This window comes from Amycolatopsis sp. MEPSY49, assembly GCF_051337345.1.
Lineage (GTDB): Bacteria > Actinomycetota > Actinomycetes > Mycobacteriales > Pseudonocardiaceae > Amycolatopsis.
The window spans coordinates 594,634-609,596 of the sequence record NZ_JBDLYJ010000001.1; the positions used below are offsets into that span (position 1 = coordinate 594,634).

The 14,963-nt window shown below is 71.0% G+C and carries 15 protein-coding genes; 7 read left to right on the forward strand and 8 right to left on the reverse strand.

What is annotated here, in order from left to right; genetic code table 11:
• Positions 1–38 precede the first annotated feature (38 nt).
• The gene (locus ABFJ78_RS02975) at positions 39–740 is read left to right on the forward strand and encodes an ABC transporter ATP-binding protein (protein WP_436384036.1); all 702 of its coding nucleotides are present in this window, start codon (positions 39–41) and stop codon (positions 738–740) included.
• Positions 737–2,986, forward strand: a complete 2,250-nt coding sequence (locus ABFJ78_RS02980) for an FtsX-like permease family protein (protein WP_436384037.1) — start codon at positions 737–739, stop codon at positions 2,984–2,986. Before ABFJ78_RS02975 ends, ABFJ78_RS02980 begins: the two co-directional genes overlap by 4 nt.
• A gap of 39 nt (positions 2,987–3,025) precedes the next feature.
• On the opposite strand, the gene trmB is transcribed toward ABFJ78_RS02980, so the two are convergent.
• The 6 genes from trmB to ABFJ78_RS03010 form a co-directional block, all read right to left on the reverse strand.
• Positions 3,026–3,721 (reverse strand): tRNA (guanosine(46)-N7)-methyltransferase TrmB, encoded by a 696-nt coding sequence (gene trmB, locus ABFJ78_RS02985; protein ID WP_436384039.1) that lies wholly within the window; start codon positions 3,719–3,721, stop codon positions 3,026–3,028.
• A gap of 9 nt (positions 3,722–3,730) precedes the next feature.
• Positions 3,731–4,282, reverse strand: a complete 552-nt coding sequence (locus ABFJ78_RS02990; RefSeq protein WP_436385368.1) for a hypothetical protein — start codon at positions 4,280–4,282, stop codon at positions 3,731–3,733.
• Between the two features lie 174 nt (positions 4,283–4,456).
• Entirely contained in the window at positions 4,457–5,218 is a 762-nt protein-coding gene (locus ABFJ78_RS02995) for a hypothetical protein (protein WP_436384040.1), read from the reverse strand.
• On the reverse strand, positions 5,215–6,120 hold the full coding sequence (locus ABFJ78_RS03000) for an ABC transporter ATP-binding protein (protein WP_436384042.1): 906 nt from the start codon (positions 6,118–6,120) through the stop codon (positions 5,215–5,217). Before ABFJ78_RS03000 ends, ABFJ78_RS02995 begins: the two co-directional genes overlap by 4 nt.
• Before the next feature lie 89 nt (positions 6,121–6,209).
• Entirely contained in the window at positions 6,210–6,959 is a 750-nt protein-coding gene (locus ABFJ78_RS03005; protein WP_436384043.1) for an ABC transporter permease, read from the reverse strand.
• A 17-nt stretch (positions 6,960–6,976) separates the two neighbouring features.
• On the reverse strand, positions 6,977–7,915 hold the full coding sequence (locus ABFJ78_RS03010; RefSeq protein ID WP_436384044.1) for an ABC transporter ATP-binding protein: 939 nt from the start codon (positions 7,913–7,915) through the stop codon (positions 6,977–6,979).
• 197 nt (positions 7,916–8,112) lie between these two features.
• Between ABFJ78_RS03010 and ABFJ78_RS03015 the strand changes: the two genes are divergently transcribed.
• The 3 genes from ABFJ78_RS03015 to ABFJ78_RS03025 all read left to right on the forward strand — a co-directional run bounded on the left by ABFJ78_RS03015 (position 8,113) and on the right by ABFJ78_RS03025 (position 10,661).
• Positions 8,113–8,700, forward strand: a complete 588-nt coding sequence (locus tag ABFJ78_RS03015) for a TetR/AcrR family transcriptional regulator (RefSeq protein ID WP_436384045.1) — start codon at positions 8,113–8,115, stop codon at positions 8,698–8,700.
• Positions 8,697–9,608, forward strand: coding sequence for an SDR family NAD(P)-dependent oxidoreductase (locus ABFJ78_RS03020; RefSeq protein WP_436384046.1), 912 nt, complete (start codon positions 8,697–8,699; stop codon positions 9,606–9,608). Before ABFJ78_RS03015 ends, ABFJ78_RS03020 begins: the two co-directional genes overlap by 4 nt.
• 165 nt (positions 9,609–9,773) lie before the next feature.
• Positions 9,774–10,661: an endonuclease domain-containing protein gene (locus ABFJ78_RS03025; protein ID WP_436384047.1), complete on the forward strand. Its 888-nt coding sequence runs from the start codon at positions 9,774–9,776 to the stop codon at positions 10,659–10,661.
• 55 nt (positions 10,662–10,716) lie between these two features.
• Here the strand turns inward: ABFJ78_RS03025 and ABFJ78_RS03030 are convergent, their stop codons facing one another.
• Positions 10,717–11,373: a response regulator gene (locus ABFJ78_RS03030; RefSeq protein WP_436384048.1), complete on the reverse strand. Its 657-nt coding sequence runs from the start codon at positions 11,371–11,373 to the stop codon at positions 10,717–10,719.
• On the reverse strand, positions 11,370–12,536 hold the full coding sequence (locus ABFJ78_RS03035) for a sensor histidine kinase (RefSeq protein WP_436385369.1): 1,167 nt from the start codon (positions 12,534–12,536) through the stop codon (positions 11,370–11,372). Before ABFJ78_RS03035 ends, ABFJ78_RS03030 begins: the two co-directional genes overlap by 4 nt.
• Positions 12,537–12,727: 191 nt before the next feature.
• Between ABFJ78_RS03035 and ABFJ78_RS03040 the strand changes: the two genes are divergently transcribed.
• Together ABFJ78_RS03040 and ABFJ78_RS03045 are read left to right on the forward strand one after the other, a co-directional pair.
• Entirely contained in the window at positions 12,728–14,236 is a 1,509-nt protein-coding gene (locus ABFJ78_RS03040; RefSeq protein WP_436385370.1) for a dynamin family protein, read from the forward strand.
• 59 nt (positions 14,237–14,295) lie between these two features.
• Positions 14,296–14,943: a hypothetical protein gene (locus tag ABFJ78_RS03045; RefSeq protein ID WP_436384050.1), complete on the forward strand. Its 648-nt coding sequence runs from the start codon at positions 14,296–14,298 to the stop codon at positions 14,941–14,943.
• The last annotated feature ends 20 nt before the right edge of the window (positions 14,944–14,963 follow it).

Below are 14,963 nucleotides of genomic sequence, written 5' to 3' on the forward strand. Positions count from 1 at the left end.
CTCGTCGGCGTCAAGATCCGAACCGACAGGAGAACGTGGTGGACCCGAACACTCCACAAGCGACGATTGGGCCGGTGCTCTCCGGCCGCGGGCTCGTGAAGCGCTACGGCGCGCAGTACGCCCTGGCCGGCATCGACATCGACATCCAGCCGCGGGACGCCGTCGCCATCGTCGGGCCGTCGGGCTCGGGCAAGACGTCGCTGCTGCACGTCCTGGCCGGGATCCTCCGCGCCGACGACGGGCAGATCTTCCTGGCCGGCCAGCGGATCGACCACCTCGGCGAGAAGAAGCGCAGCGAGCTGCGCCGCACCGAGTTCGGCTTCGTCTTCCAGTCGGGGATGCTGGTCGCGGAGCTGTCGGCCGAAGAGAACGTCGCGCTGCCGTCGCTGCTGGCGGGGCTCGGCCGCAAGGAGGCCATCGAGGCCGGCCGCCAGTGGCTTTCGCGCCTCGGCCTGGCCGGCAAGGAGAAGCGGCGCCCCGGCGAGCTGTCCGGCGGCGAGGCCCAGCGCGTCGCGATCGCCCGTGCGCTGACCCACCGGCCGAAGGTGATCTTCGCCGACGAGCCGACCGGCGCGCTCGACACGCGCACCGGCCGCGACACGATGGACGCCCTGCTCGGCGCCGCCCACGAGACCGGCGCCGCGGTGATCGTGGTGACCCACGACCGCGAGCTGGCCGAGTCGATGCCCAAGACCGTCTCCATCCGGGACGGCCTGATCGCGACGAGGCTGGCGGCGTGAACTCGCTCCAGATCGCCCTGCGGGTGCTGAAGGTCGACCGGCGGACCCGGACGTCGGCGATCCTCACCGCGATCGGGGTGGCCGTCGCGACCGGGCTGGTGCTGCTGCTGGCGACGCTGCCGTTCGCCACGCAGAACCGCGAGCAACGCGCCCTCTGGCAGGGTGAGGACTTCTACAGCCGCGGCTCCGACGCCCCGGCCAAGATCGTCTTCAACTCGGCGAAGGACTACTTCGACGGGCAGCAGATCATGCGCGTCGACGTCGCGCTGACCCCGGGCGCCACGGCGGCCGAGGTCCCGCTGCCGGCCGGGGTGCCGCAGCTGCCGGGCCCGGGCGAGACCGTCGTGTCGCCGGCGCTCGGCCGGCTCCTCCAGGGCCACCCGGCCGACCAGCTCGGCGACCGGTTCGGCAAGCCCGTCGGCGCGCTCGGCGAGGACGCCCTCCGCTTCCCGGAGCAGCTCGTCGCGCTCGTCGGGCACACGCCCGACCAGATGCCCGAGAACGCCAACCCGATCGCGGGCTTCCCGGGCGGGAAGGCGCGCCCGGACCCGCTGCTCATGCTGCTGTCCTGGGTCGGGATCATCGTGCTGCTGGTGCCGAGCCTGGTGCTGGTCGCGTCCTCGGCGCGGCTGACCGCGGCCCGGCGGGAGCGGCGGCTGGCCGCGATCCGGCTGGCCGGGGCGACCCCGGGGCAGGTCACGAACATGGTGGCCGCCGAGACGACGTTGTCCGCGGGCATCGGCGCGCTGCTGGGCCTGCTGATCAGCCCGGCGCTGCACGGCCTCGCGTCGTTCGTGCCGTGGGCGGGCGGCACGTGGCTCGCGTCCGACTTCGCGCTGCCGGTCGGCCTGACGGTGTTCATCGTCCTGGCGATCCCGGTGCTCGTGGTGCTCGCCGGCGTCCTCGGCCTGCGCCGCGTGCTCAAGAATCCGCTGTTCGCGACGGGCGGCCACACGAAGAAGCCGTTGCGCTGGTGGCGCCTGCTGGCGCTGCCCGCGGCCGGGCTGTTCTTCCTCGTCGCGGTGACGACCGCGAAGGACTCCGGCGGCATCACGATGGTCATGGCGGGCCTGTTCCTGCTGGTCGGCTCGGCCGCGGTCGTCGGGCCGTGGGTGACGTCGGCGGTGGGCGGCACGTTCGTCCGGATCTGGCGGCGCCCGTCGGCGCTGCTCGCCGGCCGCCGCCTGCGTGACGACCCGAAGGGTGCCTACCGCGCCTCCGCCGGGATCGTGCTCGCGGTGTTCGCCGGGTCGATGGCCCTGACGCTGCTGCCGACGTTCGAGTCGATGGCCGGCGGCGGGCGGTCCTTCCAGGACTCCGTGCTCTACGTCGACACCGACGCCCAGCACGCGGGCACGATCGTCGACCAGGCCAACGCGTCCCTGCGGAAGTACGGGCAGGCCGAGAAGGCCGTCGCGGTCGGCGAGGTCTACCTGGTGCAGGGCGAAGGCCGCGAGCGCAACGGTAACCGGGCGCTGGTGATGACCTGCGCCGACGCCGTCAAGCTGACCCGGTACGGCCTCACGCCGGCGAACTGCACCGGCGGTCCGGCCGTCTTCGGGGACAAGCAGCTGGACCTGGCGACGTACAAGATCGCCACCGAGTGGGAGGCCCCCGCGGTGGCCGTGAACTCGGGGACGCGGGCGGAAGCCGTGCCGCCCCGGGACTCGGACCTGTCGAGCACGTCGATCATCGACCCGGCCGCGTTGCCGGCCGGCCTCACGCCGAAGTGGGTCACCGTCGTCGCGCCGACCACCGACGCCAACCGCGAGATCGTCCGGACGGCGCTGGCCGCGCCGGCCGCGGGCGAGGAGATCGGCAGCCGCGACCAGTACCTGTTCAACCAGCAGACCGAGCTCGGCGACCTGCGCCGCGTCACGGTGATCGGGCTGATCGCCGCCGGGATCCTGGCCGGCTGCAGCGCCGCGGTCGCGACCGCGGGCTCGGTGATGGACCGCCGCCGGACGTTCGGGGCGCTGATGGCCGCCGGCACACCGGTGCGGGTGCTGGCGAGGGCGCTGCGGATGGAGGCCGCGCTGCCCGCGCTGGTCGCCACCGTCGGCGCGGGAATCGTCGGGGTGCTGGTCGGTGTTGGGCTCTACAGCATGGTCGACCCGCGCGGCATCGTGCTCAGCCCGTGGCTGCTGGCGCCGGTCGTGCTCGGCGTCGGCGTGGCGCTGCTCGGCGCGTCGGTCTGCACGCCCGCCCTCAAGCGGGTCCAGGCCGAGCCGCTGGCCGAGGAATAGGGAGGATGTTCGCCCCTCTGTCGGGGGAGGGGCGAACTCCTACCGCTTTTCGAAGATCAGGTCGTGCGAGACGCGGCCTTCGACGTCGGCCCGCTGCTCGAACTTGGTCACCGGCCGCCACTCCGGCCGCGGCGCCCAGCCGTCGTACCGGTTCCGCAGCGCGGGCTCGGCGGAGCAGACCTCGAGCATCTGCTCGGCGTAGTTCTCCCAGTCGGTCGCCATGTGGAAGGTGCCGCCGGGCGCGAGCCGCGACGCCACGAGCGCGGCGAACGACGGCGACACGATCCGCCGCTTGTGGTGCTTCTTCTTCGGCCACGGGTCCGGGAAGAACAGCCGCACGCCGTGCAGCGTGTCCGGCTCGACGTGCTCGGTCAGGAACACGACGGCGTCGCCGTGCAGCAGCCGCAGGTTCTCGACGCCCAGCTTTTCGGCGCGCAGCATCAGCTGGCCGAGGCCCGGGTCGTAGACCTCGGCCGCGACGTAGTTCAGCTCCGGCGCCGCGGCGGCCAGCTGCGACGTCGTCTCGCCCATGCCGGAGCCGATCTCGAGCATGACCGGCGCCTCGCGGCCGAACCACTCGGTGAAGTCCAGCTTTCCCTCGGGCAGCTCACCGACCGTGCGGCCGAGCTTCGGCCACAGTTCGTCCCACGCTCGCTGCTGCCCGACGGTCATCCGGCCACCGCGCTTGACGTAGCTGACCACGCTGCGCAGCCGGGGCTGGTCCTCGTTTTCCACTCACCGAGGTTAACGAACGGCTTCGAGCTCCCCGAGACGAGACCGCAGCCCCGCCAGTCCGGCGATCGCGATCGGGTCCGGCGTCCGGCCGCTGTGCGCGGGCAGGACGTCGATCCAGCCCGGGTGCCGGTCGGTGTTCATCACCGTCGTGGGAATCGCGTGCCCCGATTTCCCGCGTTCGGACGGCATGAACTCCCAGTAGCCGGATTCGCCGTCCGCGGCCCAGGGGACGAATTCCCAGCCCGGCCGCCTGCCGAGCAGCTGCGCGATGCGGTCTTCGACGCGGAAACCCTGTTCCCGCGAATCCAGCTTCCCGTCCGCGATCGCGCGGAGCCACCACGGCGCCGGGATCGGCCCCGCCATCCCGGCCGAGGCGCGGAACAACGCCAGGACGGTGTCTTCGGGCGCGCGGTGCACCCACGCCCGGCGGAGTTCGGCCGGCGTCGCCGCCGTCAGGGCAGCCTGCGGGAGCTCGATCGCCCGCGACCATTCGAGGTCCAGCATCGGTTCGAGCCGGGGAGCGTCGTCTTCGACACGGGCTCGGGGAATCGTGTTGCCCAATTCTTGACCGGTGTTCACCGTCAAGGATCACCTCCAGGGGAGCGCAGACGGTTCCGGTGCTCACTTACGAATATTGCCTGGTCATAGCAGTATGTCCGGTGCCTGTGAGAGAAGCCACAGCCTCTTCATCTTTTGTTAACACGAATTTTTGAGGTATTGAGAGCGCCGTCACGCTCAGGCGTCGCGGCGTGCCGTGGTGATGACCCCGGCCACGAACAGTGCAACGCAGATCGCCGCGAAGTAACCGAGGTAGCCCCACGGGCCGAGCGGAGCGGCCGGTAGCTGCACCGGTCCCGCGCCGAGCCCGCCGGCGCCGACGAACTGGTCGGCCGCGTGGAACGGCATCCACTGGTAGATGTGCTTGCCGGCGCCCGGGATGAAGATCACCACGCCCTCGAGCACCTGCGTCCACACGAGCACCACCGTCAGCGCGAAGGCGACACTGCGCAGCAGCAGGGCGACGCCGACGCCGGCCACCGCGGCGAGCAGGAAGACCAGGCTCTGCCCCAGCACCGAGCGCCACTCCGAGCCGGAGTGCAGCGCGAGGTCGGCGTCCGGCGCCACCACCGTCGCGAGCCCCCACGAGCCGAAGCCGACGAGCAGCCCGAGCCCGGCGCCGACCGCGCCGACGACGGCCACCTTCGCCAGCAGCGCGGGCACCCGGCTCGGCACGGCCTGGAACGTCAGCCGCATCGTGCCCCAGTTGAACTCCGACGCCGTCGCGAGGATCGCGAGCACGACCAGCACGGTCCGGCCGTTGCCGCTCGCGAGCTGGGTGTTGCCGACCGTCGGCGGGATCTCCGGGCCGGCCAGCGCGAAGAACAGCGCGGTGAAGCCGAGCGGCGCCGCCAACGCGAGCGCCATGCACCACCACGGCGCCCGGGTGCTGAAGAACTTGATGCGCTCGGCGCGCAGCAGGTTGCCGGTCGTGCTCATCGGGCCGCTCCCGCGGTGAACTCGGTGGCCTCGCGCGTGAGGTCGAGGTAGGCCTGTTCGAGCGAGCCGGTGATCGGGCTCAGCTCGTGCAGCGTCGCTCCCGCGTCGAAGGCGAGCTGCCCGATCCGGTCACTGTCCATTCCGGACACCACGAACGCGCCGCCGTCTTCGGTGAACTCCGCCTGCCCGGTCAGCGCGGCGCGCAGCTCGTCGGCGTGCGGGGTGCGCACGCGCACGCCGTGCCGGCTCGTCTGCGCGACGAAGTCGTCCATGGTGCCCTGGTAGATGAGCCTGCCCCGGCCGATCACGACCAGGTCCTGGGCCGTCTGCGCCATCTCGGGCAGCAGGTGGCTGGAGACGAAGACGGTCCGGCCCTCGGCGGCCAGCGCGTGCAGCAGCCGGCGGATCCAGGCCATGCCCTCGGGGTCGAGGCCGTTCACCGGCTCGTCGAACAGGAGCACGCGGGGGTCGCCGAGCAGGGTGCAGGCGATGCCGAGCCGCTGGAGCATGCCGAGCGAGTACTGCCCGGCGCGGCGTCCCCCAGCGCTGGTCAGCCCGACCAGGGCGAGCACTTCGTCGACGCGCTTCTCGGGCAGGCCGTTGGTCGCGGCCAGCCAGCGCAGGTGGTCGCGCCCGCTGCGGCCGGGGTGGCGCCAAGTGGCGTCCAGCATCGCGCCGACCGTCCGGAGGGGATCTTTCAGCTGCCGGTACGGGACGCCGTCGACGAGGACCGTGCCCGCGTCGGGCGTGTCGAGGCCGAGGACCAGGCGCATGGTCGTGGACTTGCCGGCGCCGTTGGGGCCGAGGAAGCCGGTGACGCGCCCCGACCGCGCGGTGAACGTCAGCTCGTTGACCGCGGTGGTGGCGCCGTACCGCTTGGTCAGTGCGTTCGCTTCGATCACCTGAGGAGACTACCGAGAAACGGGAATCCGGGTCGCCCCCCGACAGCGCGACCCGGATTCCCGTTTTCCCCTTTATCCCCTGTTCCCCCTTATGCGTCCCGCTTCTTCGCGACCCCGAGCGCGATGAGCAGGAACACGATGGCGACACCCGCGAAGTAGGCCAGCGCCCACCCCGGGCTCAGCGGCGAGTCCGACGGCGCGGGGCCGTCGACGACCGCCGAGCCGCGCAGGAACTTGTTCGCCACGTTGAACGGCAGCCACTCGTGGATGGTGTGCCCGATCTTCGGGATCAGCTGCACCAGCTCTTCCACGGCCAAGTAGTAGATGAGCAGCAGTGCGATGGCACCGGCGCTGTGCCGGATGAGGATCCCGAGCGCGACGGCGAGCACCGCGCTGAGGGCGAACACCGGGCCGAGGCCCGCGACGTTCATCCAGTCCTGCGAGGTGTGCAGGCCGAGGCCGTCGTTGGGCCGCATGAGCATGCCGAGGCCCAGCGCCCCGAACGCGGCGATCTCCCCGATCACCAGCGCCACGAGCGCGACGACGATCGCCTTGGCGACCAGCGCCGGCGAGCGGTGCGGCACGGCCTGGAACGTCGTGCGGATGGTGTTGAAGCGGTATTCGGTGGTCACCGCGAGCGCGGCGAGCACCATCACGACGGCGATCCCGAACTGGGAGCCGCCGAACTGGGTGGCGGACAGCGTGAGCTGCGAGTCGGACGGCGTCGCGCCGGCGATGATGGCGGCGAAGCCGATGGTCAGGGCCAGGGTGATGAGCGCGCACCACCACGGCGATCGGGTGGAGAACAGCTTGATGCGTTCTACCGCGAGCAGGTTCATGGTCTTGGTTTCCCCGGTTACTTGGCGGACTCGAGCACGTGCTGCGCCTCGGCGTCGAGACCGGTGTGGTATTCGACGGAGTCGCCGGTGATCTGCATGAAGGCCTGCTCCAGCGAGCCGGTCTGCGGGCTCAGCTCGTGCAGCACGATCCGGTTGGCGGCGGCGATCTCGCCGATCTTGTCGCTGTCCATGCCGGACACCACGAGCGCGTTCGCTTCCTCGACGACCCCGGCGCTGGCGCGCTGCAACGCGTCGCGCAGTTCGGCCAGCTGCGGCGAGCGGACCTTGACGGTGTTCTCCGCGGCGCGGGCGACGAAGTCCTCGGTGGAGGACTGCGAGATCAGCTGACCCCGGCCGATCACCACGAGGTTGCTCGCGGTCAGCGCCATTTCCGAAAGCAGGTGGCTCGACACGAAGACCGTGCGGCCCTCTTCGGCCAGGCGGTGCATGAACTTCCGGATCCAGAGGATGCCCTCCGGGTCCAGGCCGTTCACCGGCTCGTCGAACAGCAGGACTTCCGGGTCGCCCAGCAGGGCGGCCGCGATGCCGAGCCGCTGCGACATGCCGAGCGAGAACCCGCCGGCGCGCTTGGTCGCGACGCTGGTCAGGCCGACCGTGTCGAGCACCTCGTCGACCCGGCTCGCCGGGATGCGGTTGGACTTCGCCATCCACAGCAGGTGGGCGCGCGCCGAGCGGTTCGGGTGCACCCACTTCGCGTCGAGCAGCGCGCCGACGGTGCGCAGCGGCTCCTTGAGTTCGTGGTACTTCTTGCCCCCGATGGTGACCTGGCCGCCCGTCGGGTTGTCCAGGCCCAGGATCATCCGCATGGTGGTGGACTTGCCCGCCCCGTTCGGGCCGAGGAAGCCGGTGACCTGACCCGCGGCCACGGAGAACGACAGGTTGTTCACCGCCAGTGTCTTCCCGTACCGCTTGGTGAGGCCGGTTGCCTCGATCATGACTGCTCCTCTTCCGCCCCTCGCTTACGACGCGTTCATCGTCGCGGGTCGGGGGCGGTTCGCGCGTCACCCTGCGGGCCTAACCGCTCCCCCTACCTGAGTAGTACCTTGCTGGCTCTTCGGCCGATGCGCGATCCGTGATGACCCTGAGACGACCCTGATTCGACGGCATTAATGAACTGTGGTTCAATAATGCGGTGGCCCGGCCGAGGAGGATCACCGACGAGCGGCTGCTGGGTGCGGCGGAGACCGTGATCGGCAGGTGCGGCCCCGGTTTCACGCTCGCGCAGGTCGCCGCGGAGGCCGGGGTTTCGGTCGGCACGGTCGCGCAGCGGTTCGGTTCGAAGAGCGGTTTGCTGCAGGAGATGAGCCGGCGGGCGACCCGGCGGGCGGTCGAGCAGATGCGGGAGTGCGCCGAGCGGGCGGACGACCCGGTCGACGGCCTGCGCGCCGCGGCAGTCGCGGTCTACGCGGTGCTCGGCGACGCCGAAGAGGCGGCGAACCACCTGAGCCAGCTCGGCGTGGACATCGGCGACCCGGTGCTGCGGGCGCTGCTGGGCGAGCACTTCACGGCGGTCGAAGAAGAACTGCGGCGGCTCGTGCGGGCGGCGGCTTCGTCGTTGCCGCACGCGCCGACCGTGCCGCGGGCGGCCCGGGTCGTGCTGGACGTGATCAACGGGGTGTCGATCGACTGGTCGATCCGGCCGCACGGGCGGCTGGCCGACCGGCTGGCGGAGGACGTCGACGCGGTTTTGACCGCGTGGCGGGGACGGGAGGATTCATGAGTTTGCAGGGCAAGGTAGCGGTGGTCACCGGGGCGACCCGGGGCTGCGGGCGGGCGATCGCGGTGGAGCTGGGCCGCGCGGGCGCGACGGTGTACGTCACCGGCCGCACGACGCGTTCGTCGAGGTCGCCTATGCAACGCCCGGAGACGATCGAAGAGACGGGCGAACTGGTCGAAGCGGCGGGCGGCCGCGCGGTGGTCGTCCGCTGCGACTTCACGTCGCAGTCCGATGTGGACGCACTGAAGGCGCGCATCGAGTCCGAAGTGGACGGAATCGACCTCCTGGTCGACGACGTCTGGGGCGGCGACATGTACTTCCACTTCGACGCGCCGTTCTGGGAGACGCCGTTGGAGGACGCGCTCAACTTGACGCACAACGCTTTGGACACCCACCTCATCGCGCTGCACAAGCTGCTGCCGCTGGTGGTCGCGCGTCGCGGCCTGGTGTTGGAGGTGACCGACGGCGACAACGACGACTACGTCGGCGCGGGCCTGCCGTATTACCTGGCGAAGTGCGGCATCCGCGCGCTCGGCCGGGCGCTGGGCGTGGAGCTGAAGAAGAACGACTGCGTCGGCCTCGCGGTGACGCCGGGCTTCCTGCGGTCGGAGTCGATGCTCGACCACTTCGAGGTGACGGAGGAAAACTGGCGCGACGCGGTGGGCAAGCTGGCGCCGGTCGACTTCAAGATTTCCGAGACACCGTACCTGCTGGCCCGCGGCGTCGCGGCCCTCGCCCAAGACCCGCAGGTCTCCCGCTTCGCCGGCCAAACGCTGGCATCGTGGACGCTGATGAAGGAGTACGGCTACACGGACATCGACGGCGACCGCCCGGACTTCGGCCGTTGGCTGACCGAAGTCCGCCACGCAGGCAAGGACCCGGCAACAACCCCACCAGACACCTTCCGCTAACCAAACGCCACTTTCCCTGTGAAAGTGCGGCCCCTGGGCTCTGAGACGGCACTTTCCCTAGGAAAGATGCGGGGTTGTGGAGGGATTTCGAGGGATGTGGACAACTAAGCTGTAGTTGATCTTGAACCGGGCTGGTTGTCAGTCGTATGACGCAAGGTTTGGAGGGTGTTCCGCCGTCGTAGCAGTGACCTGGTCGACTTCGCCGAGCCCTTCATCGGGAGCCACGCCGTGGCCGAAGAGGTGTTGACGTTGTGCGACTTGCGGTCTCCGTCGTTCACCCGCCTGTTCCGCAACGTCTACGTCGCCTCGACGACCGAAGTCACGCACGCGATGCGGTGCCGGGCCGCAGCTCTGCTGGCACCGAGCAGAGCCGTCCTGACCGGGTGCTCGGCAGCGGCCGTCTGGGGTCTCGACCTGGTTGGTCCGCAGGACTTGGTCGAATTCGTCGTGCCCGAGAACTTGAAGTTCGACAGGCAGGCCGGATTGCACATCCGGCGGACCAGCCGGGTGATCGACAGCGAGCCGTGGGGTGACATCCAGCTCGCCACGCCTCTGCGGCTCGCGTTGGACGTCGCCACGAACACCAGGCTGCATCGTTCGCTTCCTCGGACCGTCGGCTACCTCGACGCCTTCCTCGGCAGCGGGCTGGTGGACCTGGCCGAGCTGCGCCGCTATCTCGGACCGCGCCGGGACAACGGAATGGTGCGAGCCAGGAGAGCGATCGCGCTGGTCAATGCGCGCTCGGAGAGCGTGCCCGAGTCCGAGCTGCGGGTTTGGCTCACCGTCGCCGGGCTCAAGCCCGAGGTCCAAGTTGACGTCGTAGCGGCGTCAGGCGGCTTCCTCGGCCGCCTTGACCTGGCATTTCCTGCGCAGAAGCTGGCTGTCGAGTATGACGGCGAGTGGCATCTCGACGGTATCCAGCCGCGCCTCGACGCGCAGCGCCGCGCCTCGATCGAGGCCGAGGGATGGCGCTTCGTGATCGTCACCAAGGCCGACTTGTACGGAGATCCGAAGCGAGTGGTCGCGACCGTCCGGTCGTTACTTTCCCTATGAAAGATGCGTCCGGAGGGCTTTGCGCGCATCTTTCCTAGGGAAAGTGCAGCTTCCGTCAGGCGAGGCCGGGGCGGGCGAGGCCGGTTTCGTAGGCCAACACCACGGCCTGCACCCGGTCCCGCAGCTCCAGCTTCGCCAGGATCCGCCCGACGTGCGTCTTCACCGTCGCCTCCGAGAGGAACAGCGCCTCCGCGATCTCCAGGTTCGACATGCCCTTGGCGATCAGCACGAGCACCTCGCGCTCGCGGTCGGTCAGCACGTCCAGCTCCGCGGTGTCCCGCATCGGCGCGCCGCCGGAGCCGACGAAACGGTCGAGCAGCCGGCGGGTCACCGATGGCGACACCACCGCGTCGCCCGAAGCCACCGCTCGCAGCGCCGACACGAGGTGGCCGGGCTGGGTGTCCTTGAGCAGGAACCCGCTCGCCCCGCCCTGCAGCGCCGCGTAGACGTACTCGTCGAGGTCGAACGTCGTCATCACGAGCACGCGCGCCGTGCCGGCCGCGACGATCCGCTTGGTCGCCTCCACCCCGTCGAGCACCGGCATCCGGACGTCCATCAACACGACGTCGGGCCGCAGCTGCGAAGCCAGCTCGATCGCCTGCGCGCCGTCGCCCGCCTCGCCGACGACGTCGATGTCGGCCTGCGCGCCCAGCACCATCCGGAACCCGACGCGCATCAGTTCCTGGTCGTCGACGACCACCACCCGGATCACTTGTCCAACCTAACCGGCAGCTCCGCGCGGACCTGCCACCCACCACCCGGAGCGGGGCCCACGTCGAGCGTCCCGCCGTACACGTGCGCGCGTTCGCGCATGCCGATCAAGCCGTTGCCGCCCGGCAGGCGCTGCGCGGAACCCGCCAGCTGCGGGACGCGCCCGGCGCCGTCGTCGGAGACCAGCACCTCCACCAGGTCGCCGGTCCGGTGCACGCGCACCGACGCCATCGCGCCGCGGCCGGCGTGCTTGAGCGTGTTGGTCAGCGACTCCTGCACGATCCGGTAGATCCCGAGCGAGACGCCGGCGGGCAGGTCGCCGAGGTCGTCGGCCTCCAGCTCGACCGGCACGCCGGCCGTGCGCATCCGGTCGGCCAGGTCGGCGATGGCGTGCGCGTCCGGCTGCGGGACGCGCGGTTCGCCGTCGGCGTCGTCGCTGCGGAGCACGTCGAGCAAGCGCCGCAGCTCGCCGAGCGCGCCGCGGCCCGTCTCGGAAATCGTTTGCAGGGCCCGTTGGGCGAGCTCGGGGCTGCTCTCGATCGCGTAGGACGCGCCGTCGGCCTGCACCACCATGACGCTCACCGCGTGCGCGACGACGTCGTGCAGTTCGCGCGCGATCCGCCCGCGCTCCTCGGCCACCGCGATCCGGGTGGCCTGGTCACGTTCGGTCTCGAGCAGGTGCAACCTGGCCTCCACTTCCACGTCGTAGGCGCGCCGGGCGCCGACGAACTCGCCGAGCGTCCAGCACAGCGCGATGCCGAACGCGAGGAACAGGATCTCGATGACGAGCTCGTCGTCCGGCGGTTCCAGCGCCAGCTGCACGGCCGACGAGACGATCACCGCCCCGACGAAGACCAGCCCCTGCCGCCGCCCGGCGTAGACGACGACCGAGTAGATGCTCATCGCCAGCCCGGCGGCGCTGCCGATGCCGAGCATCAGCGTCGCGTGCACGATGCTGATGACCAGCACGACGTAGGCCGACCACAGCGGCGACTTCCGGCGGAACACCAGCGGCGCGACCATCGCGAGGTTGATCGGCACGGCGACGTACCAGGGCGGCAGCTCCGGCAGCTCGGCGAACTGGTCGGCGACGAACAGCGTCAGGTCGATGAAGCCCAGCAGGACGGCGAGCACCGTGTCGCCCGCCATGGGGTGGGCACGCATCCAGAGACTCAGCCGTCGCACCAGGCAACACTAGGTCGCGGGCCGCCGGAAGCGCGTCGGTCGGCGGTACCACCTTCGGTGCGACCTCCGGATGACGTGCATGGCACGATTCACGGGGTTGTCCGTACGACCGGGGAGGGCTGGGGGCCGTGACGTCACCGGAGCAGGGCCGGCTCGCGGGACCGCTGTCGATGTCGGTGGCCAATCTGTGCCACCGGCTGCAGTCGCAGGTCTCCGCGCGCACCGCGGCCGGCTTCGCCGAAGTGCTGCGCCGGCTCGGCGCGCCGCTGCAGGTGGCCGTCGCCGGGCGGATCAAGTCGGGCAAGTCGACGCTGGTCAACGCGCTGATCGGGCGCCGGGTCGCGCCGACCGACATCGGCGAGTGCACGCGGCTGGTGACCCGGTTCCAGTACGGCACGGTCGACCGCGTCGAGATCGTCTTCACCGACGGCCGCAAGCAGGTGCTCCCCTTCGCCGCCGACGGGATGATCCCGGCCGAGCTGGGCGTCGACATCGAAAAGGTGTCGCACATCGAGGCCTACCTGACCAACGCCGTCCTGCAGGGCATGACGGTGATCGACACCCCCGGCCTCGGCTCGCTCGACGCCGCTTCGGTGTCACGGACCGAGCAGCTGCTGGGCGCCGCGAAGCACGCCAAGGACGACGAAGGCTCGGACGAGCTCGACGACACCTCGCGCAACGCGGTCGCCGGCGCCGAAGCCGTCCTCTACGTCGTGACCCAGGGCGTCCGCGCCGACGACCAGCAGGCCCTCGCCGCCTTCACCGCGGCCACCGCGAGCCGTGAGGCGGGCCCGGTCAACGCCATCGCCGTGCTGAACAAGGCCGACACCATCGCGCCGGAGTCGGTCGACGGCGCGGACGGCGACGTCTGGAAGGCCGCGACGATCCTCGCCGAGAAACAGGCGAGCACGCTGAAGCCGCGCGTGGCCGACGTGCTGCCGGTGATCGGGCTGATCGCCGAGTCCGCCGAGTCGGGCGGGTTCACCTCCGCCGACGCCGAGGCGCTGCGGCAGCTCGCCGGCCTCGACGACGACATCCTGCAGACCATGCTGATCTCGGCCGACATCTTCACGACCTGGGAGTGCGACGTCCCGTCGGGCACCCGGCTGCGGCTGCTGGAGAAGCTCGACCTGTTCGGCATCTCCCACGCCGTCGAGGCCATCCGCAAGGAACCGGAGATCACGGCGGGCGCGCTGCGGCGGTCGCTGCTCGACGCGTCCGGCCTCGAAGCGGTGCGGCAGCGGCTGTCGATCGTGTTCGCCGCCCGCGCCGACGGCATCAAGGCGGCCGCCGCGCTCGCGTCGGTCACCGCGCTCGCGCACGCCTCCGGCGATCCGGGTGAACGCCAGCGCGTCCACGACGCCATCGAGGTGCTGCTAGCCAAGCCCGAAGCCCACCAGCTGCGGCTGCTCGAAGCGCTGACGCTGGTCGCGTCCGGCGCGGTCGACATGCCGGAGGACCTGTCCGAGGAGGTCCTGCGCGTCGGCAGCAACGCCGACATCGGGGCCCAGCTCGGCAAGCCCGGCGCACCCCGGCCGGACCTCGCCGCGCACGCGCTCGAACGCGCCGGCTGGTGGCGGTCCTTCGCGTCCTTCGGCGCGACGCCCGCGCAGAGCCGCGTCGCGCACGTCGTGCACCGGGCGTACTTCTTGATCTGGCAACAGGTCCGCGAAGCCTGAGTTTGTTCCTACTTGCCGACTTCGCCGGTCAGCGCCCTTTTCCCGCGTACTGTTGAGGCGTGCGCCTAGAAAACACGACATCGTGGCGAGCGGGCTGGAGCAGCGAGAACGAGATCGACGTCGCGCTGTACATCCGTGACGCCCTCGCGCTGTCCGTTTCCGAAGGACAGGTGCTGCCGCCCGTGGAGCCGCAGGTCCCGGTGCACGTCCCCCGCGAGATCGACCGCGCGGCCGTCCAGGCGCAGTGGGCCGACTGGTGGGTCGACCTGCTGGCCTTCCTGCGCAACCGCGAGGACCCGGACCCGCGCAGCCCGCGCTCCCGCTACGGCAGGCCCGCGCTCGCGCAGGGCTCGGCGATGCGCCAGGCGCTCGAGTTCTTCGGCCCGGCCGCGGCCCGCCACTTCGCCAACGCGCGCGGGCCCGCCCTGCGCGGCGGGGGCGAGCCGACCGGCGGCACGCCGTGGGCGCCCGGCTTCTACCGGCGGCAGATCGTGGCCGGCGAACGGCTCGGCCAGCTCGTGCGCGAGGCCGAGGTCCGGCTGGGCCGACGCGCGTACCCGTTCCGGCTGAACGTCATCGAGATCTCCGTCGCCGGGTCGATCTGGCTGCGCACGGCCGAGGACCAGCTGCTCGTCAGCTCCCGGCTCGCCGAGGACGGTCCCGGCCTCGAAGCCGTGCTCCGCGACGTGATCGACCAGCTCGTCTGAGCCTCGGCTTTCATAAACCG

What these genes read in the sequence shown, in the direction of transcription:
- ABFJ78_RS02995 (WP_436384040.1), bottom strand. Translation starts at nt 5,218, where the DNA reads ATGAGCACGACCGGCAACCTGCTGCGCGCCGAGCGCATCAAGTTCTTC.
- ABFJ78_RS03005 (WP_436384043.1), bottom strand. Translation starts at nt 6,959, where the DNA reads ATGAACCTGCTCGCGGTAGAACGCATCAAGCTGTTCTCCACCCGATCG.
- ABFJ78_RS03010 (WP_436384044.1), bottom strand. Translation starts at nt 7,915, where the DNA reads ATGATCGAGGCAACCGGCCTCACCAAGCGGTACGGGAAGACACTGGCG.
- ABFJ78_RS03020 (WP_436384046.1), top strand. Translation starts at nt 8,697, where the DNA reads ATGAGTTTGCAGGGCAAGGTAGCGGTGGTCACCGGGGCGACCCGGGGC.
- ABFJ78_RS03035 (WP_436385369.1), bottom strand. Translation starts at nt 12,536, where the DNA reads ATGCGTGCCCACCCCATGGCGGGCGACACGGTGCTCGCCGTCCTGCTG.
- ABFJ78_RS03040 (WP_436385370.1), top strand. Translation starts at nt 12,728, where the DNA reads ATGTCGGTGGCCAATCTGTGCCACCGGCTGCAGTCGCAGGTCTCCGCG.